The organism is Mesorhizobium sp. M1252, from assembly GCF_040318265.1.
GTDB lineage: Bacteria > Pseudomonadota > Alphaproteobacteria > Rhizobiales > Rhizobiaceae > Mesorhizobium.
The window spans coordinates 434,057-456,789 of sequence record NZ_JAMYLX010000001.1 but is presented as its reverse complement, the minus strand read 5'-3'; the positions used below and the strand labels follow the sequence as shown (position 1 = coordinate 456,789).

21 protein-coding genes are annotated in these 22,733 nt (G+C 62.8%); 8 read left to right on the top strand and 13 right to left on the bottom strand.

What is annotated here, in order from left to right:
- Positions 1-100 precede the first annotated feature (100 nt).
- The 3 genes from NKH22_RS02245 to NKH22_RS02235 form a co-directional block, all read right to left on the bottom strand.
- Positions 101-751 carry a YiaD family glycine zipper/OmpA-like lipoprotein gene (locus tag NKH22_RS02245; protein WP_023821368.1) on the bottom strand — a complete coding sequence of 217 codons (651 nt, stop codon included), beginning with the start codon at positions 749-751 and terminating at the stop codon, positions 101-103.
- Between the two features lie 150 nt (positions 752-901).
- On the bottom strand, positions 902-1,270 hold the full coding sequence (locus NKH22_RS02240; RefSeq protein ID WP_023729802.1) for a GFA family protein: 369 nt from the start codon (positions 1,268-1,270) through the stop codon (positions 902-904).
- A 147-nt stretch (positions 1,271-1,417) separates the two neighbouring features.
- Entirely contained in the window at positions 1,418-2,308 is an 891-nt protein-coding gene (locus NKH22_RS02235) for a LysR family transcriptional regulator (RefSeq protein WP_023821369.1), read from the bottom strand.
- Positions 2,309-2,411: 103 nt separating this feature from the next.
- On the opposite strand from NKH22_RS02235, the gene NKH22_RS02230 reads away from it, so the two are divergent.
- Positions 2,412-3,281, top strand: a complete 870-nt coding sequence (locus NKH22_RS02230) for an NmrA/HSCARG family protein (protein ID WP_023691229.1) — start codon at positions 2,412-2,414, stop codon at positions 3,279-3,281.
- Between the two features lie 57 nt (positions 3,282-3,338).
- Here NKH22_RS02230 and NKH22_RS02225 read toward each other — a convergent pair whose 3' ends face one another.
- The 5 genes from NKH22_RS02225 to NKH22_RS02205 all read right to left on the bottom strand — a co-directional run bounded on the left by NKH22_RS02225 (position 3,339) and on the right by NKH22_RS02205 (position 9,741).
- Positions 3,339-3,728, bottom strand: coding sequence for a hypothetical protein (locus NKH22_RS02225; RefSeq protein ID WP_023691228.1), 390 nt, complete (start codon positions 3,726-3,728; stop codon positions 3,339-3,341).
- Between the two features lie 287 nt (positions 3,729-4,015).
- Positions 4,016-4,435: a GFA family protein gene (locus NKH22_RS02220; RefSeq protein ID WP_023691227.1), complete on the bottom strand. Its 420-nt coding sequence runs from the start codon at positions 4,433-4,435 to the stop codon at positions 4,016-4,018.
- A 114-nt stretch (positions 4,436-4,549) separates the two neighbouring features.
- Positions 4,550-5,681 (bottom strand): peptide chain release factor 2 gene (gene prfB / locus NKH22_RS02215; RefSeq protein ID WP_155921589.1). Its coding sequence is split into 2 segments (ribosomal slippage): positions 4,550-5,614 and positions 5,616-5,681, totalling 1,131 coding nucleotides; the frame shifts between segments, so codons are not numbered across the junction.
- 130 nt (positions 5,682-5,811) lie between these two features.
- Positions 5,812-8,268 (bottom strand): penicillin-binding protein 1A, encoded by a 2,457-nt coding sequence (locus NKH22_RS02210; protein ID WP_352908879.1) that lies wholly within the window; start codon positions 8,266-8,268, stop codon positions 5,812-5,814.
- A gap of 213 nt (positions 8,269-8,481) precedes the next feature.
- Positions 8,482-9,741, bottom strand: a complete 1,260-nt coding sequence (locus NKH22_RS02205) for an N-acetylmuramoyl-L-alanine amidase (protein ID WP_023695365.1) — start codon at positions 9,739-9,741, stop codon at positions 8,482-8,484.
- Between the two features lie 648 nt (positions 9,742-10,389).
- On the opposite strand from NKH22_RS02205, the gene NKH22_RS02200 reads away from it, so the two are divergent.
- Positions 10,390-13,308: an Rne/Rng family ribonuclease gene (locus NKH22_RS02200; protein ID WP_352908877.1), complete on the top strand. Its 2,919-nt coding sequence runs from the start codon at positions 10,390-10,392 to the stop codon at positions 13,306-13,308.
- A 93-nt stretch (positions 13,309-13,401) separates the two neighbouring features.
- Here the strand turns inward: NKH22_RS02200 and NKH22_RS02195 are convergent, their stop codons facing one another.
- The gene (locus tag NKH22_RS02195) at positions 13,402-14,331 is read right to left on the bottom strand and encodes a glutaminase (RefSeq protein ID WP_023734404.1); all 930 of its coding nucleotides are present in this window, start codon (positions 14,329-14,331) and stop codon (positions 13,402-13,404) included.
- Positions 14,332-14,342: 11 nt separating this feature from the next.
- Positions 14,343-15,491 (bottom strand): pyridoxal phosphate-dependent aminotransferase, encoded by a 1,149-nt coding sequence (locus tag NKH22_RS02190; protein WP_023821370.1) that lies wholly within the window; start codon positions 15,489-15,491, stop codon positions 14,343-14,345.
- 152 nt (positions 15,492-15,643) lie between these two features.
- On the opposite strand from NKH22_RS02190, the gene NKH22_RS02185 reads away from it, so the two are divergent.
- The 6 genes from NKH22_RS02185 to aat all read left to right on the top strand — a co-directional run bounded on the left by NKH22_RS02185 (position 15,644) and on the right by aat (position 20,992).
- A complete protein-coding gene (locus NKH22_RS02185; protein WP_023821371.1) occupies positions 15,644-17,056 on the top strand; it encodes a M48 family metalloprotease in 1,413 nt (470 codons plus the stop codon).
- Between the two features lie 57 nt (positions 17,057-17,113).
- Positions 17,114-17,917, top strand: coding sequence for a DsbA family protein (locus NKH22_RS02180; RefSeq protein WP_023667484.1), 804 nt, complete (start codon positions 17,114-17,116; stop codon positions 17,915-17,917).
- Between the two features lie 150 nt (positions 17,918-18,067).
- Positions 18,068-18,502, top strand: coding sequence for a type II 3-dehydroquinate dehydratase (gene aroQ, locus NKH22_RS02175; protein ID WP_023667485.1), 435 nt, complete (start codon positions 18,068-18,070; stop codon positions 18,500-18,502).
- A 26-nt stretch (positions 18,503-18,528) separates the two neighbouring features.
- Entirely contained in the window at positions 18,529-18,993 is a 465-nt protein-coding gene (gene accB, locus NKH22_RS02170; protein WP_023681496.1) for an acetyl-CoA carboxylase biotin carboxyl carrier protein, read from the top strand.
- Between the two features lie 10 nt (positions 18,994-19,003).
- Positions 19,004-20,347, top strand: coding sequence for an acetyl-CoA carboxylase biotin carboxylase subunit (gene accC / locus NKH22_RS02165; protein ID WP_023681497.1), 1,344 nt, complete (start codon positions 19,004-19,006; stop codon positions 20,345-20,347).
- A gap of 27 nt (positions 20,348-20,374) precedes the next feature.
- Positions 20,375-20,992 (top strand): leucyl/phenylalanyl-tRNA--protein transferase, encoded by a 618-nt coding sequence (gene aat / locus NKH22_RS02160; protein WP_023681498.1) that lies wholly within the window; start codon positions 20,375-20,377, stop codon positions 20,990-20,992.
- A 42-nt stretch (positions 20,993-21,034) separates the two neighbouring features.
- Here the strand turns inward: aat and NKH22_RS02155 are convergent, their stop codons facing one another.
- The 3 genes from NKH22_RS02155 to NKH22_RS02145 all read right to left on the bottom strand — a co-directional run bounded on the left by NKH22_RS02155 (position 21,035) and on the right by NKH22_RS02145 (position 22,559).
- Complete coding sequence (locus NKH22_RS02155; RefSeq protein ID WP_023667489.1) at positions 21,035-21,418, bottom strand: hypothetical protein; 384 nt, start codon at positions 21,416-21,418, stop codon at positions 21,035-21,037.
- A 75-nt stretch (positions 21,419-21,493) separates the two neighbouring features.
- Positions 21,494-22,045, bottom strand: coding sequence for a DUF2155 domain-containing protein (locus NKH22_RS02150; RefSeq protein WP_023667490.1), 552 nt, complete (start codon positions 22,043-22,045; stop codon positions 21,494-21,496).
- A gap of 115 nt (positions 22,046-22,160) precedes the next feature.
- A complete protein-coding gene (locus NKH22_RS02145) occupies positions 22,161-22,559 on the bottom strand; it encodes an NADH:ubiquinone oxidoreductase subunit NDUFA12 (RefSeq protein ID WP_352908875.1) in 399 nt (132 codons plus the stop codon).
- Between the last annotated feature and the right edge of the window lie 174 nt (positions 22,560-22,733).

Below are 22,733 nucleotides of genomic sequence, written 5' to 3'. Positions count from 1 at the left end.
TAGAAATCTCTAATGCGTTAGACCTTTTGGCGGACCACAGGAGCCCAAAAAGAAAGCGGCCCCTTGCGGGGGCCGCCTTCGCATTTCGATGCCGAACAATTCAGGTCAGCGGCGAAAGCTGGATCTCGACGCGCCGGTTCTGCGCACGGCCGGCCGCCGTTCCGTTGGACGCGATCGGACGGGTCTTGCCGAATCCGGTGACGGCGAAGCGGCGCGAATCGACACCTTGGCCTGAGAGATAGTTGGCGACCGCCAATGCACGGCGCTGCGACAGATCGAAATTGTGTTCGTCGCCGCCGGTCGAATCGGTGTGGCCGAACACGTCGACCGTGGTCTGCTTGAACTTGTTCAGCACCAGCGCAACCGAGTTCAGCACCTGGTAGAAGCCAGGCTTCACCGCATCCTGGTCGACGTTGAAAGTAATGTCGGACGGCATGTTGAGGATGATCTGGTCGCCGGTGCGGGTGACGCTGACGCCGGTGCCTTCGAGCTGGCGGCGCAGTTCAGCCTCGTTCTGGTCCATGGTCGCGCCGATGGCGCCGCCGGCCAGCGCGCCGATACCGGCGCCGATCAGCGCGTTGCGGCGGTCATTGCCGCCGGCAAGCAGGCCGAGGCCCGCGCCCGCCAGGGCACCAAGGCCGGCGCCGGCTGCGGTGTTCGAAACCTTCTGCTCGCCGGTGTACGGATCGGTCGTGGTGCAGGCACTCACCAGCACAGCCGTCGCAACGGCGACGAGCACAGTCTTTTTCATAGAATCGTCCCTCTCCAAAGCGCGGCCTTTGCGGCTCGCGCATATAAGCCCTTCTCCGGTCTTGTAACATGAAATGCGGCGAAAAACCGAGCGGCGAAAGCGGCTTTTCCCCGCTCGCGCCACTCTTCCGCTTCGGTGGCTGGTGCTGGCCTACCAGAGGTTCTTGCCGTCAATGACGACCACCTCGACCTTATCGAGGTCGAAATCGTCGAACAGCCGCGAATTGACTGATATCTTGGGATTGTCGAAGTCCGGTTTGCCGGTTGACCAGTCCGGCGTTTCGGTGAAGGTGCCGCAGCCGCAAATGGCGCAAAACCCGTGTTTGACGGTCTTCGATCCCCATTGATAGAAGGAAACGTTTTCCGGCGAGCTGGTGAGCTTGAATTGCGACGGAACGTAGTAAGCCCACAGCGAACCGCGCTTGGAGCAGAACGAGCAGGTGCATTGTGTTACCGTCTCGGGCGCCTCCGAAACCTCGAACGTAGTCGCCTTGCAATGACAGCTGGCCTTGATGGTCATGAAAAGCCTTCCTCTCCGTTGCCCGCCACCCATGCGGCAAGGCACCATAAAGGAAGGCTCCTGACAACTGTCTGTCAGCAGGCTCCGGTCGACCGAGCCGACCGGCGCTCTGGCTAAAGCGGGCCCGTCGTCACCTCCCAATTGTCGTCACCTGCCGATATAGGCGGCCAGTTCGTCCGGCGTCCCGTTTGGGAAACCCTGTTTCAGAAAATCCAGGAACGCCGACACGCGCGCGCTGAGCAGCCGCCGCGACGGGTAGAGCGTCCATAGAGAAATTTCGGGGCCGTCAATATCCCCCCAATTCACCAGTGTGCCGTCAGCCAGGTCGTGGGCCACCAACGAAATGGGAAGCCGTCCTGCGCCTACGCCGGCTCGCACCGCATCGCGGACCATGATGAGTGTCGACAAGGCGAGGATCGGCTCGATTCTAAGTGTTGCCCAGCCACCTGGTGTCTTCACCTGCCATGTTTGCCGCTCGCCTGTCCCGCGCGCAACGCCAGGAGCGGCGAGCCCATCGGTCGGGCGAGGAAGGTCCGGGCTCGCCACAACGACCAGGCGGTCGCGGAGAAACGCCCGTCCGACCAGGCTTTCATCGGGATCCGGATTGACCCGGATTACCAGATCGTAGCCTTCCTCGATCATGTCGACATGCCGGTCTTCGGTGGTCACTTCAAGCCTCACCTCAGGATACCTCAGGGCAAATCCCGCAGCGATCCTCCCCATTGCAGTCTGCGAAAAATGCAAAGGCGCGCTGATCCGCAATCTGCCCTTGGGTCTCTGACCGCCCGAGGCAATCGCCGATGCCGTCTCGTCCAGCTCGGCAAGCAACGCCCCCGTCCGCTCGAAGAGCGCCCGTCCTTCTTCGGTCAGCTTCAGGTTACGCGCACCCCGTTCGAACAGACGCAGATCGAGACTGCTTTCCAATTCGCCAACGCGCCGGGACAACGTTGCCTTGGGCCGGCCGGTGGACCTTGCCGCTTTGCCGAAGCCGCCATGGCGAGCCACCAGGTTAAAATCGGCAAGGGCTAAAAGATCCATGACTGTCCCACCAGCGAGACGACGTGTCTAAAATTGCCGTCTACTGGGCTCTTTGTGAGCCACACATATTGGGGCTGTCAAGCAACCCAACAGGAGAAATTCCATGACCATTCTCGTTACCGGCGCCACCGGCAATATCGGCCGCCAAGTCGTCGAACAGCTCGCCAAGCGCGGCGCCGATGTGCGTGCTCTCGTGCGCGATCCGTCGAAAGCCAGTTTTCCGGCAGGCGTATCAGTCGTGCAAGGCGACTTTCTCGATGTCGATTCGCTGCGCAAAGCCATGTCTGGCGTTTCCACGCTGTTTCTCTTGAACGCCGTGGTGCCGGACGAATTCACCCAGGCTTTGATCGCCTTGAACGTCGCCCGATCGGCCGGCATCGAGCGGATCGTCTATCTCTCGGTGATCCACGCTGACGTCTATGTGAACGTGCCGCATTTCGCGGGTAAGTTCGGCGTCGAGCGAATGATCGAGCAGATGGACTTCAAAGCTACGATCTTGCGCCCGGCCTACTTCATCCAGAACGATCTGACGGTCGAAGACGTCATCACCGGCTACGGCACCTACCCAATGCCGATCGGCCCCAAGGGCCTCGCCATGATCGACGCCCGCGATATCGCCGAGATCGCCGCCCTTGAGCTGCTGCGTCGCGAACTGTCGAAGGAGCCGCTTGCGTTCGAGCGGATCAACCTCGTCGGTCCGCAGACACTGACCGGGACGGACATTGCCGCAATCTGGTCAGACGTACTCGCCCGCCCGATCAGCTACAGCGGCGACAATACGGAGGGTTTTGAGCAAAATCTCAAGCAGTTCCTGCCCGCCTGGATGGCCTACGACATGCGCCTGATGGGCGAGCGCTTCTTCACCGACGGGATGCTGCCCGAGGCCGGCGACGTCGAGCGCCTGACGGCACTTCTGGGTCGCCCACTGCGCCCGTATCGCGACTTCGCCTCGGCACTCGCTGCTTCCGTCTGACGCAAGCGCCTTCAGCACCACCAAGGCCGGCCTTCCGATGAGAACTGCCAACAGAACTCAGTAGGAACGCGGTGGCACGAACAGGCAGATCGTCTTGCCTGCGTCGAGGCCGGCCTGATGCGCGCACCAGTGGAAATCGCCGTCGGGTGAGTCCTTGACCCGCTTGTCGCTCATCGGAACGACCTCCCCCGTTCCGGCGATGACATAACCCTCCGGCTTTTCCAGCACCTCGCCGGTATGGGTGGTGCGGCAGTCGTAGTTTGCACAGCAGGCGAAGGGATAACTCCAGCCTTGCGGCTTCGCCGCCGTGGGCTTGGCGTCATGGGCGAAGGCGGGTGCGGTCAGCACCGCCATCGCGATTGCAACGATCGGGGTGACGAACAAGGAAAACAGGAGTCGGCCAGCCGGTTGAACGGCTCTAGCCGATCGGAGAGTGGCAGCAGACATGGAAGCGTTCCTTTCACACGAGCATCAAGCGTTTCGCTTGCCCGTTCCCGGAACGTGTCTTCCCAGTGGCCGGATCGTCAGGTCGCAGATATGCCGCGTCCGGCCATAAATGCTTTTTCTCTTCCAGCCCTCGGATGCTGGGCTGATTCCTTGGCCGGCGCAAGAAGTTGCTGCGCGAGGCCGCACATCTACGCCGCTATCTGCAACCGCTGACGAGATCCAAGGCCAGGCTCAACTCCCGGCAGACGGGCAACGAAACAACGGGATTGGCCGTATGTGGTTCCAGCCTATACGTCGCCTGGACCGGCGATCACATGCCCTTCATATTGCGGCAAGTCGTCGGCGATGGTGAACCATGGCGCCTTGGAGCCGACGAAGATGTGCGCGGTCGGCCGGATCGTCGGATCGTCGACCAGCGTGCCCATGGCGACATGGACATAGGCGCCGTCGCGGACCAGCGAATACAGCAACGAGCCGCAGCGGCTGCAATGCGCATCGTGGCCGCTGTCATCGCCGAAATGGATGAGCCCGTGATGCCCTTCGGCAAGGGCAAGTTTCTCGCGCTCGATGCCGGCGAAGGGCTTGAAGGCGGAACCTGTGGTGCGCCGGCAGTTCGAACAATGGCAGTTGGCGGCATAGACGAACTCGTCCGCCACTTCATACTGGACCGCGCCGCAAAAGCATTTGCCGGTGAGCCTGCGAGTCATGGTTCCTCCCTCGCTCCCCCGCCCAGGGATGTTCTTAAGTCAGCCGAGTCGAAAGTGGCGGAAGCGCAGGAATCAGCCATTCGCAGGCCGGCCTCACCTGAATATGGACATATCCTAGTCGAGGTCGGCCACGGCTTCACCGGCACCGCCCTCGATGCGCTGCGACAACGAAGCTTCCATGAAGTCGTCGAGGTCGCCGTCGAGCACGCTCGACGGGCTGGTGCTCTCGACGCCGGTGCGCAGGTCCTTCACCAACTGGTAGGGCTGCAGCACATAGGAACGAATCTGGTGACCCCAGCCGATGTCGCTCTTCGACGCTTCTGTGGCATTGGCCACCGCTTCGCGCTTCTTCAGCTCTTCCTCGTAAAGGCGCGAGCGCAGCATTTCCCAGGCCTTCGCCTTGTTCTTGTGCTGCGAGCGTTCGGCCTGGCAGGCAACCGCGATGCCGGTGGCGATATGGGTGATGCGAACCGCCGAGTCCGTGGTGTTGACGTGCTGGCCGCCCGAACCGGATGAGCGGTAGGTGTCGATGCGTACATCCGATTCCGAGACGTCGATCTCGATCCTGTCATCGACGACCGGGTAGACCCAGACGCTGGAGAAGGACGTGTGGCGGCGCGCATTGCTGTCATAGGGTGAAATGCGGACCAGGCGATGAACGCCCGACTCGGTCTTCAGCCAGCCATAGGCATTGTGGCCCTTGATCAGGAGCGTGGCGGACTTGATGCCGGCTTCTTCGCCGTCATGGACTTCCAGCACCTCGACCTTGAAACGGCGCCGCTCGGCCCAGCGCGTATACATGCGCAAAAGCATCGAGGCCCAGTCCTGGCTCTCGGTGCCACCGGCGCCGGCATGGACTTCGAGATAGGTGTCGTTGGCGTCGGCCTCGCCCGACAGCAGCGTCTCTACCTGGCGGGCCTTGGCCTCGCCCTGCATCGAGCGGAGGGCGGCTTCCGCCTCGGCGATCACGTTCTGGTCGCCCTCTTCCTCACCCAGTTCGATCAGGCCGATATTGTCCTCCAGCGCCTGGGTCAGGCTTTTGACGCCGGCGATCCCGTCTTCGAGGCCCTGGCGCTCGCGCATCAGCTTCTGCGCTTCCAGCGGTTCGTTCCAGAGGCTGGAATCCTCGGCCCGCACGTTCAGGTATTCAAGCCGCTTTATGGCCTGATCCCAGTCAAAGATGCCTCCTCAGCAGGGTGATCGCCTGCCTGATCTCGTCGACAATGTTCTGCGTTTCCGCGCGCATGGCTGGTTGTTCTGTCCTGTTTTTGAAGTGGCGCTTGGGTCGGCGCGATACATAGGCACGGCATTGCTGCCTGTAAAGCGAAATGGGCCGGCTCAACAAGCCAGCCCATTCGACGTAAAAAATCAGGTCGTCAGTAGAGTCCGCCGCCGGGTGCCTGGATAGCTTCCGTAGCCTGCGGCGATAGCGGTCCGCCGGCGCCGTTGGACCCGTCGGCGCCCATGCCGATCACCCAATAGCTGTCGGCGGGGCCGGTGCCGGGCTTGAAGGCTTCGATGATGGTGCCGGGATCGCCCGACGCGGCACGCATGCCGGTCTTGCGGTTGATGGCGACCAGGTTCATGCCTTCCGGCACCTTGAAGTCGACATTGGGCGTGCCGTCCAGCGCAACGCGCATGAAGTCCTTGAAGATAGGCGCCGCCAGACCACCGCCGGTGGCGCCATGGCCGAGACCGCGCGGCGTGTCGTAACCCATGTAGAGGCCGACGACGAGGTTCGGCGTATAGCCGATGAACCAGGCGTCCTTCTCGTCATTGGTCGTTCCGGTCTTGCCGGCGATGTGGCGGCCAAGCTCGGCGATGGTGGCGCCGGTGCCGCGCTGGACCACGCCTTCCATCATCGAGGTGATCTGGTAGGCCGTCATCGGATCGAGCACCTGCTCGGAATTGTCGACCAGTTCCGGTTCGGGCTGGTTGTTCCATTCGGGCGCGTTGCAGCCTTCGCAGCCGCGCTCGTCCTGCTTGAACACGGTCTTGCCGTAGCGGTCCTGGATGCGGTCGATGAGCGAGGGTTTGATCGACTTGCCGCCATTGGCCATGATCGAATAGGCCGACACCATGCGCATCACCGTCGTCTCGCCGGAGCCCAGCGCCATCGGCAGATACGGCGCCAGATGGTCGTAGACGCCGAACCTCTCGGCATATTCCACCACCAGCTTCATGCCCATGTCGTTGGCGAGCCGCACCGTCATCAAATTGCGCGACTTTTCGATGCCGGAACGCAAGGTCGCGGGGCCTGCCACCGTGCCGTCATAGTTCTTCGGCGTCCAGGTCGTAGTGCCGCTCTGAATGGTGATCGGTCCGTCCATGATCACCGAGGCCGGCGTATAGCCATTGTCGAGCGCGGCCGAATAGACGATCGGCTTGAAGGACGATCCCGGCTGGCGCATCGCCTGCGTGCCACGGTTGAACTCCGACTGCGCATAGGAGAAGCCGCCGACCATGGCCAGCACGCGGCCGGTATGTGGATCCATGGCGATCAGGCCGCCCTCCACTTCCGGCACCTGGCGCAGCGTGTAGGCGCCTTCCGACCCTTCGTTCTTCTGCACGAAGATGACGTCGCCGGGCTGCAGTACATCGGCCGGAGACTTGGCCTTGACCGTCTTGCCATCGACCACATGGCGCATGGCAAAGCTCATGTCTTCCTTGCTGACGGCGCCTTCGATGCGTTCCTTGACGATATCGCCCGAAATCTGCCGCGTCGGCTGCAGGCCGATGGAAAGGCCGGTCGCCGAGCTGTCGAGCACGACGGCAAGCGACCATTCCGGCACGTCTTCCAGCCCCTTGACGTTGCCCAGCGCCACGCCCCAGTCGCCGGAGGCATCGATATGCGTCACCGGTCCGCGATAGCCGCGCAGCGTGTCGTATTTGAGCAAGCCGTTCTGCATCGACTTGCGGGCGATGAGCTGGATCTTCGGATCGAGCGTCGTGCGCACCGAAAGGCCGCCCTCATAGAGCGCGTTCTCGCCATAGCGCGAGATGATCTGGCGGCGCACTTCCTCGGTGAAATATTCACCCGCAAACAGATAGGAGCCGTTACGACGCGGCGTCACGCCGAGCGGCTCGGCCTTGGCCTTGTCGCCTTCCTCGCGCGTCACGTAGCCGTTCTCGACCATCTGGTCGATGACCCAGTTGCGGCGCTCGATGGCGCGGTCGGCATGCTTGAAGGGATGGTAGTTGTTGGGCCCCTTCGGCAGCGACGCCAGATAGGCGGCTTCCGCGACCGTGAGTTCGTTGACCGACTTGTCGAAATAGGTCAGTGCCGCGCCCGCAACGCCATAGGCGCCGAAGCCGAAGAAGATTTCGTTGAGATAGAGCTCAAGGATGCGGTCCTTCGAATAAGCCTGCTCGATGCGGAAGGCCAGGATCATCTCCTTGATCTTGCGCTCGTAGGTCTGGTCCGAGGACAAGAGGAAGTTCTTCGCCACCTGCTGGGTGATGGTCGAGGCGCCGACCTGGCGCCTGCCCGAACCCAGATTCTGCAGGTTGACGTAGATGGCGCGGCCAAGCCCGGTGATGTCGATGCCGGGATGGTTGTAGAAATTCTTGTCCTCGGCCGACAGGAACGCCGCCTTGACCCGGTCCGGAACCGCCTGGATCGGCAGATAGAGCCGCCGTTCGCGCGCATATTCGGCCATCAGCGAGCCGTCGGAAGCATGGATGCGGGTCGTCACCGGCGGCTCGTACTTGGCCAGAACCTCGTAGTCGGGTAGGTCTTTCGACAGATGGCTGATGTATATCGCCACGCCCGCGGCGACGATAAGCGCCAGCGTCGTGCCGATACCAAAGAAATAGCCGATAAGACGAATCATGCCCGCTCCAGTCCGAGGTCCGGGAATTTCCTAGACGAAGCCGCCTTTCGCGCAAGCCTTCGCAACTGTCCCGATCCGTGATGGAAAACCCATGTCGCCACCATGTGGGCAAAATACGGCAGTGCCCGGTTTCGGCATCCCCCACCGGAAATAAAAGCGCCTGGTGTTGTCCCCGTGCAACGCTGCCTCCGGTCGTGGGCGGCGGCGACCATCTCAGCCTCCGGTTCCCGTTCCCATCTTGGCGGAGGCAAACAGGGCGACGGCGTTGGTGATGCTCTGCGCCGCCTTGCCGCGCCAGTCGGCGTCGAGCAGTTGCGCCTCATCCTTGGCGTTCGAGAGATAGCCGAGTTCCACCAGCACCGACGGCACATCGGGCGCTTTCAGCACTTTGAAGCCGGCCGAACGCTGCGGATTGTTGATCAGGCCGACGCTGGTGGACAACTGGCCGACCAGAGTGTGGGCAAAGCTCATCGAGAAATTATGCGTCTCGCGGCGGATCAGGTCGATCAGTATGTCGGTGACTTCCTTGTTGTCGTCCTTGATCACCATGCCGGCGAACTGGTCGGAGAGGTTTTCACGGTCGGCAAGCGCCTGCGCTTGCGGATCGGACGCCTTGTCGGAGACGGTATAGACGGTGGCGCCTCTGATACCCTTGACGCTGATCGTGTCGGCATGGATCGAGATCAAAAGGTCAGCCTCGTGCTGCCGGGCGATGCGCACGCGGTCATCGAGCCGCAGGAACTCGTCGGTGTCGCGCGTCATGAACACGTCGTAGTTGCCGACGGTGGCGAGCTTGTCGCGCAATTCAGTGGCAAAGGCCAAGGTCACGTTCTTCTCGATGGTGCCGTTGAGGCCTTCGGCGCCACCGTCGATGCCGCCATGGCCGGGATCGATGACGATGGTGAAGCGATGCCCGGGATTGGAGATCGGCCCTGTGCCGACCCTGGAGCCCTTGTCGGTGGAGACGGTCGAGCCAGTGGTCAGCGCCTGGTTGGCAAGGGCTTCGTCGAACTCGCGGTCGGAGGCTGCCGACATGTCGATGGCGATGCGATAGCCTGCGCCGTCCTCGTTCTTGAGCACCTCGAGCTTGTCGACCGAGAACGGCCCCTTGCCGGTCAGGATCAGCCGCGATCCCTCGCCCTGATCGCCATAACGCACCGCTTTGACCAGGCCGCGGGCCTTGGCGTCCTTCGCGCCAATGGCGAATCGGGTGCGCGGCAGGTCCACGACCAGCCGGTTGGGGCCGCGCAGCAGGAACCATTTGATGTCGGGCTCGCGGTCGAAATCGATGACGATGCGCATCTTGGTTGCGTCGCCGGCCATCTTGTAGGCGGTGGCGCCGAGTGGCGCATCGGCGGCGCGTGAAACCGGCGCAAAAGCAAGGCAAAGCGCCAGCAGCAACAGCACACCGGCAGCGCGCAGGAAACGGCCTGCACGGCCATGGCCCTTGTCTGTGGTGCCCGCCAGTCCCATTTCTTGCAGTCGCTCCTGGTTTGGCGCCTTGCGCCCGCGTGGTTGGTCGAAATGCCGGTCAGGCCGCAGACTCGATTAACGATTGGTATCCAGAGAAGGTTAACCAAGCCTTTTCATTGAGGATTAAGGCCTGTGCTTCCGTTACGGCACTGCTTTTTGCCGGCATCCGAAATCGGGGTTGCCTTCCACCCCGTCAAATCATAAAAGCGATGGTGGATCACTGCAATCCTGGAACCGCTTCTCCCGCAGCTTCCTGCTACAGGTCAGATGAAAGGCGGCTCCTTTCGCTTCCCGCGAAAAGGCTTCAGGTGATCGCGACGAATTTCGCAGGTGTGCGCCCGTGGCGGGGGAATCGCCTGCGTGAGGAAAACGGCCGGGTTTGTTCCCGTGCCGGCTCTGTATGAGCAAACAAGCTGGTCCGGTTCGTCCGGGCTTTGGTTCAAAAGGTTCTGCTGGTGACGATGGCTTCAAGCGCAATCATGGAAAGGTCCGCATCAAACCGCGCCATTGTGGCTGCGGGCGGCACCGCCATGGCGCTCAAGCGGCGTCCGGCGGACATTCAGACATCCGGCACCCACATCCCAGACACGCAGCAGCGGGCTTTGCCTCGCAAGCTGCGGCTGACGGCTGCCGGGAGGAAACGAAATAATGCCCAACAAAATGCTGATAGACGCCTCCCACCCGGAGGAAACACGCGTTGTCGTTATCCGCGGTAACCGTATTGAAGAATTCGACTTTGAATCTCAGGACAAGAAGCAGCTCAAAGGAAACATCTATCTCGCCCGCGTAACGCGCGTCGAACCTTCCCTTCAGGCAGCCTTTGTCGAATATGGCGGCAACCGTCACGGTTTCCTCGCCTTCAGTGAAATTCACCCCGACTATTACCAGATCCCGGTCGCCGATCGTCAGGCTTTGCTGCGCGCTGAAGCGCAGGAAGCCGAGGACGAGGAGAACGAGGACAATGACGGCGACGACCGCCAGAGCCGCGATCGCGGCCGGCGCGGCCGCCGGCGCGGCGGCAAGGGTCGTGAGCGAGGCGAACACAAGCGCGACGCCGGCGCCGATGATGAGAACGGCGAACATGGCGATGCCGGCAGCGATGCCGTCTCCGAAGCGCCTGCTTCCGAGCATGCCGCGGCCGATACCGCCGGGCATGACGATCATGCCGGGCATGGCGACAGCGAAGCCTCCGACGCCGAGACATCCAGGAGCGAACCGTCGGAAGGCGGCCCGACATCGATCGCGGCAAGCGTCGAAGCGGATGTGATCTCCGAAGCTGTCCCTGCGGCGGAGCCGGGTGACGAAAGGTCGTCCAGCGAGGCAAGTGGCGAAGCCACCTCCGGGGACAATGACCGCGGCATGCTGGAAGAGGTGCAGTCCTCGCATCCGGACGACCACGAGATCGAATCCGTAGGCGCCGAGGATGCGCTGGAAGAGGTGCGCAGCCGCCGCAAGCCGGTGCGCCGCCAGTACAAGATTCAGGAAGTCATCAAGCGCCGGCAGATCCTGCTGGTGCAGGTGGTCAAGGAAGAGCGCGGCAACAAGGGCGCTGCGCTCACCACCTATCTGTCGCTTGCCGGCCGCTATTCCGTGCTGATGCCCAACACCGCACGCGGCGGCGGCATTTCGCGCAAGATCACCAGTGCCGTCGACCGCAAGCGCCTCAAGGAGGTCGTTGCCGATCTCGAAGTGCCGCAGGGCATGGGCGTCATCCTGCGCACCGCCGGCGAAAGCCGCACCAAGGCGGAAATCAAGCGCGACTACGAATATCTGATGCGGCTTTGGGAAAACGTCCGCAATCTGACGCTGCAATCCACCGCCCCTGCCCTCGTCTATGAGGAAGGCAGCCTGATCAAGCGCTCGGTGCGCGACCTCTACAACAAGGATATTGACGAGATTCTTGTCTCCGGCGAGGAAGGCTACCGCGAGGCCAAGGATTTCATGCGCATGCTGATGCCGAGCCACGCCAAGGTGGTTCAGCCGTTCCGCGACACGACGCCGATCTTCGTGCGCAACGGGATCGAGGCGCAGCTCGACCGCATGCTGCAGCCGCAGGTGACGCTGAAGAGCGGCGGCTATATCATCATCAACCAGACCGAGGCGCTGGTCGCCATCGACGTCAATTCGGGCCGCTCCACCAAGGAGCACTCGATCGAGGACACCGCTCTCCACACCAACCTTGAAGCGGCGGAAGAAGTCGCCAGGCAATTGAGGCTGCGCGATCTCGCCGGCCTGATCGTCATCGACTTCATCGACATGGAGGAGAACCGCAACAACCGCTCCGTCGAGAAGCGGCTGAAGGATCACCTCAAGAACGACCGAGCCCGCATCCAGGTCGGCCGCATCTCGCATTTCGGTCTGATGGAGATGTCGCGCCAGCGCATCCGCGCCAGCGTGCTGGAATCAACCATGAAGCCGTGCCCTCAGTGCGGCGGCACTGGCCATGTGCGCTCCGATTCGTCGGTGGCGCTGATGGTGGTGCGGGCGATCGAGGAATTCCTGCTCAAGGATTCGCGCAGCCACATCACGGTGCGAACCCCGGCGGCGACCGCTCTCTATGTGCTCAACCACAAGCGCGGCACGCTGGTGGAACTCGAAAGCCGCTTTGGCCTGACCATCACCGTCGAGGCCGATGATACGGTCGGTGTGCAGCACTACGCGATCTTCCGCGGCGCCATTGCCGAAAAGCCGGAAGGCTTTGTCGAAGCGCGAACCTTCCCGGCCTATGTCGAGCCGGAAGAGCCCGAGGACGAGATCGTCATCGAGGAGGAAGACGACGAGGTTGTGGTACAGGCCGAGCAGCCGCGCCAGGCGCAGCCGCAATCGCAGCAGCAGCAGCCGAGATCGGCTGAGGACGGCGAAGGCCGCGACCGCAAGCGTCGCAAGCGCCGCAGGCGGCGCGGCGGCAAGGATCGCGAACGCGAACATGGCGATCGCGAGCATGGCGCCGAAGGTGCTTCGGTTTCGGCGGCAAGCGACGACTTTGCCGCTGAACCAGGCGATGACGATGCAACACAGCAAGACGAAGCCCAGGTTGGCGCCGTCGAAACGGTGGAAGCATCAGATGACGCCCAGGGCAAGAAGCGCCGTCGCGGCAAGCGCGGCGGCAAGCGCAATCGTCGCGAAGACGGCACGGAGACCGAAGCCGGCGAAACCGCCTCGGTGGCCGAGGCCGCTGAAGTCGGAACGGCCGCAAGCGAGCCCGTAGCAGCCGTAGCGGTTGAAGAAGCAGCGGCTCCCGCCGCGGCGAACGACGACGCTCCAGCCGAAAAGCCGAAGAAGAAGCGCGCTTCAAGGGCAAAGAAGGCTGTGGTGGAAGTCGCCGATGAGACGGCGGCCGAGGCTGCACCGGAAGCTGCCGTCGAAGCAGCCGCCCCCGCTGCGGCCGATGCCGCCACGGAAACGACCGTCGACGACGAGCCCGCCAAGGCTCGCCCGTCACGGCGCAAAGCCGTGGCCGCGGATACCACCGCGGTGCCGGTGGTTTCCTCCAGCGTTGCCGACGAGGCAAAGGCCGAGGAAAAGCCGAAGCGCGCCGGCTGGTGGCAGCGGAAGGGCTTTTTCTAAGCTATTCAGCCGATTAAGATAGGTTCCTGACAAAAATCCCGCGCCGTTCAAACCACGGCGCGGGATTTTTGCATGCGCGAATGATGGAAGGCGTCAGGGGGCGAAAATCGACCAGTTCATCATCCTGGCCAGTTTTTCCAAGGCGATCGACCCCAGCTTGGAATTGCCGTTGGCGTTCAAGCCCGGCGACCATACGGCGAGTGAAGCCACACCCGGCACGATCCCCAATATGCCCCCGCCGACGCCGCTTTTTCCCGGAATGCCGACACGGAAGGCGAAATCGCCGGAGCCGTCATAGTGGCCGCAGGTCAGCATCATGGCGCCGATGCGCCGCGCCCGCTCGGCAGACACCACGGAGTGCCCGGTTGCCGGGTTTCTGCCGCCATTGGCGAGGAAGCGGCCGGCCAGCGCCAATTGCCGGCAGCTCATGGCGATCGCGCAATGGTGGAAGTACACGCCCAGCGACAGCTCGGGTGCATGGTTGAGATTGCCGAAGGATTTCATGTAGTTGGCAAGCGCGAAGTTGCGATAGCCGGTGGCGCGTTCGGAAGCCGCGACCTCGCGGTCGATGATGATGGTTTCGTCATCGGCAAGGAACTGGATGAAGCGCAGGATTTCGCCGATCGCCTCGCGCGGCTGGTGGCCGGCAAGCAGTATGTCGGAGACGACGATGGCGCCGGCATTGATGAACGGATTGCGCGGAATGCCGTTCTCATGCTCGAGTTGCACGATCGAGTTGAACGGATTGCCCGACGGCTCGCGTCCGACACGCTGCCACAGCGCGTCGCCGACATTGCCGAGCGCCAACGTAAGCGTAAACACCTTGGAGATGGACTGGATCGAAAACGCCTGGTCGGCGTCGCCGGCGACCAGCACGCGGCCGTCATTGGTCACGGCGGCAATGCCGAATTTGTTCGGATCGACCTTGCCGAGCTGCGGAATGTAGGTGGCGACCTCGCCGCGATCGGAGCGCTCGGCCATCTCGGCGGCGACGTCGGCCAGCGCTTGTTTAAGATCCGGCATGCTCGTCCCCGCTATTTCAGCCAGCGCTCGATGCGCGCCATCGCCTCGACCATGTCGTCATGGCTGCCGGCATAGGAAAAGCGCATCGTGCGGTGTCCTGCCAGCGGATCGAAATCGCGACCGGGCGTCGCCGCCACATGCGCTTCGGCCAGCATTTTGCGCGCAAAGGCCATGCTGTCATTGGTATGCCGGGTGACATCGCAGAAAGCGTAGAAGGCGCCGTCCATCGGCGCCGCCAAGGGAAATCCGAGTTCCGGCAGGCGCCGCATCAACAGCTCGCGGTTCCAGGCATAGCGCGCCTTCACCGCTTCCAGCTCTTGGGTCGCCTTGAAGGCCTCGATCGCGGCGATCTGCGACAGTTCCGGCGGCGAGATGTAGAGGCTCTGGGCGATGCGCTCGATCGGCCTCACCAGAGCTTCCGGCAGCACCATCCAGCCGATGCGCCATCCGGTCATGCAATAATATTTCGAGAAGGAATTGATCGCCGTCACGCCTGAGCCATGGGCCAGCGCCGTGGTGTCGGGCGCGGCATAGGCCAGCCGGTGATAAATTTCGTCCGATATCACCGCGATGCCGAGTTCTTCGGCTGTCCTCACCAGTGCCGACAACTCGTCGACGGGAATGACCGCACCTGTCGGATTGGCCGGGCTGGCGAACAACACACCCTTCAGCGGTTTTTCCCGGTGCGCCGATTTCAAATGTTCGGCATGAAGATAGGCGTCGCTGCCGAGCTCGATCTCGACGATCTGGATACCGAGCGCGGCCATGATGTTGCGGTAGGCCGGATAGCCGGGTGCTGCGATGGCGACGCGGTCGCCGGGATCGAACATCGCCAGGAATGCCAGATTGAAGGCGGCCGACGATCCCGTGGTCACGGCGATCCGGTTCGGCGCGACATCGATCCCGTAATGGTCGCCATAATGCGTGGCGATCGCCTTGCGCAGATCCGCCAGACCGAGCGTGTCGGTATAGCCGATGCGTCCGATCCTCAGCGCATTTGCGGCTGCTTCCCTCACGCCCACGGGCGCCGGATCGGATGGCTGGCCGACGGCCATGGAGACGACAGGCACGCCCGTCGCCTTCAGCCGGTTGGCTTCGGCCAGAATGTCCATGGCGTGAAACGGCTCGACTTCACCGCGGCGCGACAGCGAAACTACCATTTGACCTCAATCTTTCCGTCCGGCCCGCCGCTCGAAGCCATCAACCGGCGGCAGCGCCGCACAAATGCCCGATTGATGTGAGGATCACAAGTTCGCCTAGTTTCGGTGCCGTGACTTTTCATCGTTCGCCCGCTCGTTTACCAGTGGACCTCATGCTGAGCCGACCCAAATCGACGATGTCCAAATCTTCCATCGGGAAGACAGCGCGCGGCTTCGCGACGCTTTTGCTTGCCGCCGCCGTCGCTGTCACCGGCTCGGTGACGGCCTTCGCGCAGGCGGTGCCGGTCGTGCGCGATGCCGAGATCGAGGCGCTGGTGCGCGACTATGCGCGGCCGATCTTCAAGGCGGCCGGTCTTGCCAATGACGGTGTCGATATCGTTCTGGTCAACGATCAGAGCTTCAACGCCTTCGTTACCGGGCGCCGGCTGTTCATCAACACCGGCGCGCTGATGCAGGCCGAAACGCCCAACGAGATCATCGGCGTCATCGCCCACGAGGCCGGCCACATCGCCGGCGGCCATCAGCAGAAATTGCGCGACCAGCTCGAGCGCGCCAAGACCATGGCCATCATCGCCACGCTGCTTGGCGCCGGCGCCATCGTTGCCGGCGCCACCACCAACAGCCGCGGCCTTGCCGGCGCCGGCATGGGCGTTGCTGCGGGCGGCGGCGAGATGGCGCAGCGCAGCATTCTTGCCTACCAGCGCACCGAAGAGTCGACCGCCGACCGCTCTGCCATCACCTATCTCAATGCCACCGGCCAGTCCGGCATGGGCATGCTGAAGACCTTCGCCCGCTTCCAGAGCGCGCTGTCGCTTTCCGGCACGCAGGTCGATCCCTACCGCATCAGCCACCCGATGCCGCAGGAGCGCATCGCCAATCTCGAAGTGCTGGTCAAGCAGAGCCCTAACGTCGACAAGGTCGATCCCCCGGCACTGCAGCAGCGGCACGACATGATGCGCATCAAGATCGCCGCCTATATGGGCGGCCAGGCCGCCGCCACGCGGCTGATCCGCAAGGCCCCAGGCAGCCTCGCCTCGCGCTATGGCGAAGCGCAGATGGCCTATCTCTACGGCAATCTGGGTGCAGCACTGACCAAGGCCAATGCATTGATCAAGGAACAGCCGAAGAACCCCTATTTCCAGGAAATGCGCGGCGACATCCTGATGAAGGCCAACAAGCCCAAGGACGCCGCGGACGCCTATGCCAAGGCGGTCAGCCTCGATCCGGTGAGGTCGGGCCTGTTGCCCGTTTCTCTCGGCCAGGCGCTGATGGCCATCGGCACGCCCGAGTCGCTGAAGAAGGCGGTGGTGCAGATCAACAACGGTCTCGGGCGCGACAAGGAAAACACGGTCGGATACCGCTATCTCGCCCAGGCCTATGGCGAGCTTGGCAACATTCCGGCGGCGGAACTCGCCACCGCCGAGGGCCACTTTTATTCCGGCGATTACACGAATGCGAAAATTTTCGCCATGCGCGCGCAAAAGGACTTGAAGCGTGGCGAGCCCGGCTGGATTCGGGCGCAGGACATCATAAACTACAACCCTTCAGGCAAACTCAAGAAATGAACCTTCCGGTCGCCCGCGGCGACTAGGATAGACCGGAACCGGTAAGAGGATGAGACGATGAACAAGGCAATATTGCTCGGCACGACGGGAGTGGCGGCTGCTCTTGCCATGCTCGCTTTCGGGTTCGTCGCCGGCAGTCCGCAGGTGGCCAAGGCCGGCACGGCGCAGACCGTGCAGACCGCCTCTGCCGACACCAAGATCGATCGCACCGAGGTCGAGGGCATTATCCGCGACTATCTCCTGAAGAACCCCGAAGTGCTGCTCGAAGTGCAGGAGGCGCTCGAGGCCAAGCAGAAGGAAGAGCAGCGCATAGCCAGCCTCGGCGTCATCGAGAAGGCCAAGTCCGAGATTTTCAACTCGACCTTCGACGGCGTCGTCGGCAATCCGAAGGGCAAGGTCACCATCGTCGAATTCTACGACTACAATTGCGGCTTCTGCAAACGCGCCATCGACGACATGCAGGCTCTGACAAAGGCCGATCCGGAGCTGCGCTTCGTGCTCAAGGAATTCCCGATCCTCGGGCCGGATTCGCAAAAGGCCAGCGTCGTCTCGATGGCTTTCCACCTGATGCATCCGGAGAAATACGGCGAGTTCCACAACGCCCTGCTCGGCGGCCAGGGCCGCGCCACCGAGGCGGCGGCCATCAAGGTTGCGCTGTCGCTAGGCGCCGATGAGGCGAAATTGCGCGAGAAGATGAAGGATCCGACCATCACCGAGGCTTTCTCCAAGACCTTCGACCTCGCCAACAAGCTGGCCATCACCGGAACGCCTTCCTACGTGGTCGGCAATGAGGTGGTGTTCGGGGCGCTCGGCCAGGAAGTGCTGGCTGAAAAGATCGAGGCGGCGAAAGCCGCGCTCTGATCTTGCACGCGAGCCTATTTCTCACGGGCACATTTCCGCCTGTTGTGGACAGTGAAAGATCGCACTTGTGCTCTTTCCGCGGGCGGCTATGCCCATTATAGAAGGCCCTGCGCGCCGGCTTGAGGCCGGCGTCGGAAAAGGTCGGCATTTTTGAAAACGATTTTCGTCCTGAACGGCCCCAACCTGAACGCGCTCGGCAAGCGCGAGCCGGGCATCTATGGCGGCAAGACGCTTGCCGCGATCGCCGACGACTGCAAGCAGGCGGGCGCCGCGCTTGGCCTCGAGATTGATTTTCGCCAGTCGAACCATGAGGGCGACCTCGTCGACTGGATCCAGGAAGCCGGCGACAAGGCAGCCGGCATCGTCATCAATCCGGGTGCCTACAGCCACACCTCGATTGCCATTCACGACGCCATCCGCGCTGTCGCGCCGCTGCCCGTCGCCGAAGTTCACCTCTCCAACATCCACGCGCGGGAACCATTCCGCCACGTCTCCATGGTCGCGCCGGTCGCTGTCGGCATGATCTGCGGGTTCGGGCCGCTTGGCTACTCGCTGGCGCTGCAGGCGCTGGCGGCACGCCTATGACCGGCCCACAAACAGAAGGCTCGAAAATGTCGATAAAGAAGACCGGTGTTGACCAGCAACTGATCCGCGATCTCGCGGGCATACTGAACGACACCAATCTCACCGAGATCGAAGTCGAGCTCGGCGACCTGAAGGTGCGCGTGTCGCGCCAGGCGCCGGCCGTCCACGCCATCGCCGCCCCGCAGGCCGGTTATGCTCCGGCAGCGCAGCAGCCCGCGGCGGGCGCGGCTGCCGCACCAGCAGTGGCCGACCCGTCCAAGAACGCGGTCCCCTCGCCGATGGTCGGCACCGCCTATCTCGCGCCCTCGCCCGACGCCAAGGCCTTCATCGAAGTCGGCCAGAAGGTCAAGGAAGGCCAGACGCTGCTGATCATCGAAGCGATGAAGACGATGAACCAGATCCCTTCGCCGCGCGCCGGCACGGTGACGGCGATCCTGTTCGAGGACGGCCAGCCGGTCGAGTACGGCATGCCGCTCGTCGTGATCGAGTAGAGCGGGCCGGATGTTCCAGAAGATCCTCATCGCCAACCGCGGCGAAATCGCGCTTCGGGTGCTGCGCGCCTGCAAGGAACTCGGCATCCAGACCGTGGTCGTGCATTCGACCGCCGACGCTGACGCCATGCATGTCAGGCTCGCCGACGAAAGCGTGTGCATCGGTCCGCCGCCGTCGCGCGACAGCTATCTCAACATCCACCAGATCGTCGCCGCCTGCGAGATCACCGGCGCCGACGCCGTGCATCCGGGCTACGGTTTCCTGTCGGAGAACGCAAAGTTCGCCGATATCCTCGCCGCCCACAACATCACCTTCATCGGTCCGTCGGGCGACCATATCCGCATCATGGGCGACAAGATTGAGGCCAAGCGCACGGCAAAGCGGCTCGGCATTCCGGTTGTGCCGGGCTCCGACGGCGCCGTCACCGATCAAAAGGAAGCCAGGCGCATTGCCGCCGAGATCGGCTATCCCGTGATCATCAAGGCATCGGCAGGCGGTGGCGGGCGCGGTATGAAGGTCGCCCTTACCGAAGCCGATCTCGAGATCGCCTTGCAGACAGCGAGCACGGAAGCCGGCGCGGCCTTCGGCGACGATGCCGTCTACATCGAGAAATACTTGGAAAAGCCGCGCCACATCGAGGTGCAGGTATTCGGCGACGGCGCCGGCCGCGGCGTGCATTTCGGCGAGCGCGACTGTTCGCTGCAACGCCGCCACCAGAAAGTCTGGGAAGAGGCGCCCTCGCCGGCCCTCAACGCCGAGGAGCGCGCCCGCATCGGCAATATCTGTGCCAAGGCCATCGCCGACCTCGGCTACTCCGGCGCAGGCACCATCGAATTCCTGTACGAGAATGGCGAGTTCTACTTCATCGAGATGAACACGCGTCTGCAGGTCGAGCATCCGGTGACGGAAGCGATTACCGGCATCGATCTCGTGCACGAACAGATCCGCGTCGCCTCCGGCGGCGGGCTTTCAGTGCGCCAGGAGGACATAAAGTTCAACGGCCACGCCATCGAATGCCGCATCAATGCCGAGGATCCGCGTACCTTCACGCCTTCGCCCGGCACGATCACGCATTTCCACACGCCTGGCGGTCTCGGCATTCGCGTCGATTCCGGTGTCTATTCCGGCTACAAGATCCCGCCCTATTATGACAGCCTGATCGGCAAGCTGATCGTGCACGGCCGCAACCGCGTCGAATGCATGATGCGGCTGCGCCGGGCTCTCGACGAGTTCGTCGTCGATGGCATCAAGACGACGCTGCCGCTGTTTCGCGACCTGGTCGGCAATGCCGATATCGCCAATGGCGACTACGACATCCACTGGCTGGAAAAGTATCTGGCCAAAGAGGAATAGCGCCCGAATTGCCGCTATGATGCCGCGATGACCCGCCCTTACGCACCCGGCTATCGCATTCCGACCGACCTCTTGCTCAAGGCCTATGCCTCGGGCGTCTTCCCGATGGCGGAGAGCGCTTCCGACCCGGAAGTGTTCTGGGTGCGGCCGGAGACGCGCGGCATCATCCCGCTCGACGGCTTCCACACGCCGAAGAGCCTGCGGAAGACGATCCGCAAGCACCCGTTCGACATCCGCTTCGATTTCGATTTCGAGGCGACGATCGACGGCTGCGCCGAAAAGCGCGAGGAGCGCCGCTCGACCTGGATCAACGCGCCGATCCGCGAAGCCTATATCGAGCTGCACCGTCTTGGGCACTGCCATTCGGTCGAGGCATGGCGCGAGGAACGGCTGGTCGGCGGCCTCTATGGCGTCTCGCTCGGTCGCGTGTTCTTCGGCGAAAGCATGTTCGCCCGGGAAACCGACGCGTCCAAGACCTGCCTGTATCATCTGGTCGAGCGGCTGAAGGCGCGCGGCTTTGCCCTGCTCGACACGCAATTCACCACCGAGCATCTCAAACGCTTCGGCGCGGTCGACGTGCCGCGCGTCAAATACGAGAAGATGTTGGCCGACGCGCTGAAGGGCGAAGCCGTTTTTTATCCCTGACCGGAGACCGAGCGGCCGAGCCGGCTCGACCGGTGAAAGGGGTCAGCCCTTCGCGGTTTCCATCGGCGTCTGCGAATGGAACATCATCTTCCAGCCGTTGACACGATGAACATAGCCGGTGCTGACCAACGCGGCGTAGGGCTCGCCGTTTTCTCGTGTCGCATGAGCCTCATAGGTCAGCATGATAATGTCGCTGCCGGGCTCGATGATACCCTTGAGGTCGATCTGAAGGTCGCGCCAGCGGTTGGGCTTGGTCGCGGTCTTGGCCAGATCGGCATTGTCCATTGCCTGTGCCATCTCAGGAAATGCTACCAGGCATTCTGTGTCGACATTGGCGGCGTAGTAAGCTTCGTCGCCCGTCCAGAACCCCTTTTCGAGTTCGAGCAGGTCGTCTTTGCTGGCCGTGATCCGTTTGCTGTCCGACATCAGAATATCCTCCAAGCGCGCAAATGCGCGGTCGTCCATGGCCCAACGCATGGTGGCCATGACGGTTCCGGAGGATCAGTTGGTGTTGGTCGCGTCAGGCTCCGTGGGGTCCGGCTGTTCGGCGGCCGGAGCAGCGGCGGGCTTTGGCTTGGACGTGTCGACCTTGGGCGTCTCGGCATTGGCCGCGTCGGGCGGGGGCACATCCGACTTCTGCTTGCAGCCCTTTAGCCAGACGTCATAGACGGCGTGCTCGACGGCGTTTAGGCCGGGGCTCTCGGCGAACATCCAGCCGGTGAAGATGCGGCGGATCTTGCGGTCGAGCGTGATTTCGTCGACTTCGACGAAGGAATCGGTCTTCGGCTCTTCATTCTCCGGCCGCGAATAGCAGATGCGCGGCGTCACCTGCAAAGCGCCGAACTGCACGGTTTCGTCGATGTAGACATCGAAGGTGATGATACGGCCGGTGATCTTGTCGATGCCGGCAAATTCGGCGACCGGATTGGTGATGCGATCGGAGATTGCGGGTGCTGCCGCAGGCGCCTGCGCCGCGGCAAACGCTGTCGGGAACATGGCGATAGCGCCAATTGCCGCCAGTCCGGCCATCGATGTCAGGCTGAAAATGTTCATGCGGAGATACCGGTGGTTTGGGCCCGGGTGATTCTGTCACGCCCAAGGCTATTCGCCGTTGTCATATCAGCAAGCAGCTAAACGCCAATTGTGGCGACAAAGGACCGGCCGGCGGTCAAGAACCAGGCGTCCACGCATCGTAGTCGCCCGTCACCTGCGGACGGTGCTGATTGGTGAGCACGGAACCCTTTGGGCGATAAGCCGCCGGTGTTCCCGTGAGGTTCGGCTCATGCGCCTTTTCCCATTCGCGCGGCCGATAGTCATCGCTTGGCGGCGCCACATCGACGCGGTGATGCATCCAGCCGTGCCAGCCCGGGGGGATCGCCGACGCCTCCGAATAATTGGCGTAGATGACCCAGCGGCGGGTGCGGCCTTCCGAATCGACGCCGCCTTCGTAGTAGACGTTGCCGGCAGGGTCCTGGCCGACCTTGTTGCCGTGGCGCCAGGTGTGGAAACGGGTTCCCAGCGTCTGGCGGTTCCACCAGGTGAAAAACTGCAGAAGGAAAGTTTTCATTCAGATCCTCGCGGGGCGCACGGCGGTGCCTGCTTCCTGCTTATGGCGTCAGGACTCCGCGAAGGCAAGGGTTTTGCGGCGCCTGCGGCACTGACGGCATGCCGAAACGCTCGGTCATTGGCCGATCCATTTCGCACCTGCGAACCGACGCTTGCCAAGCCGGCTGCGTCTTCC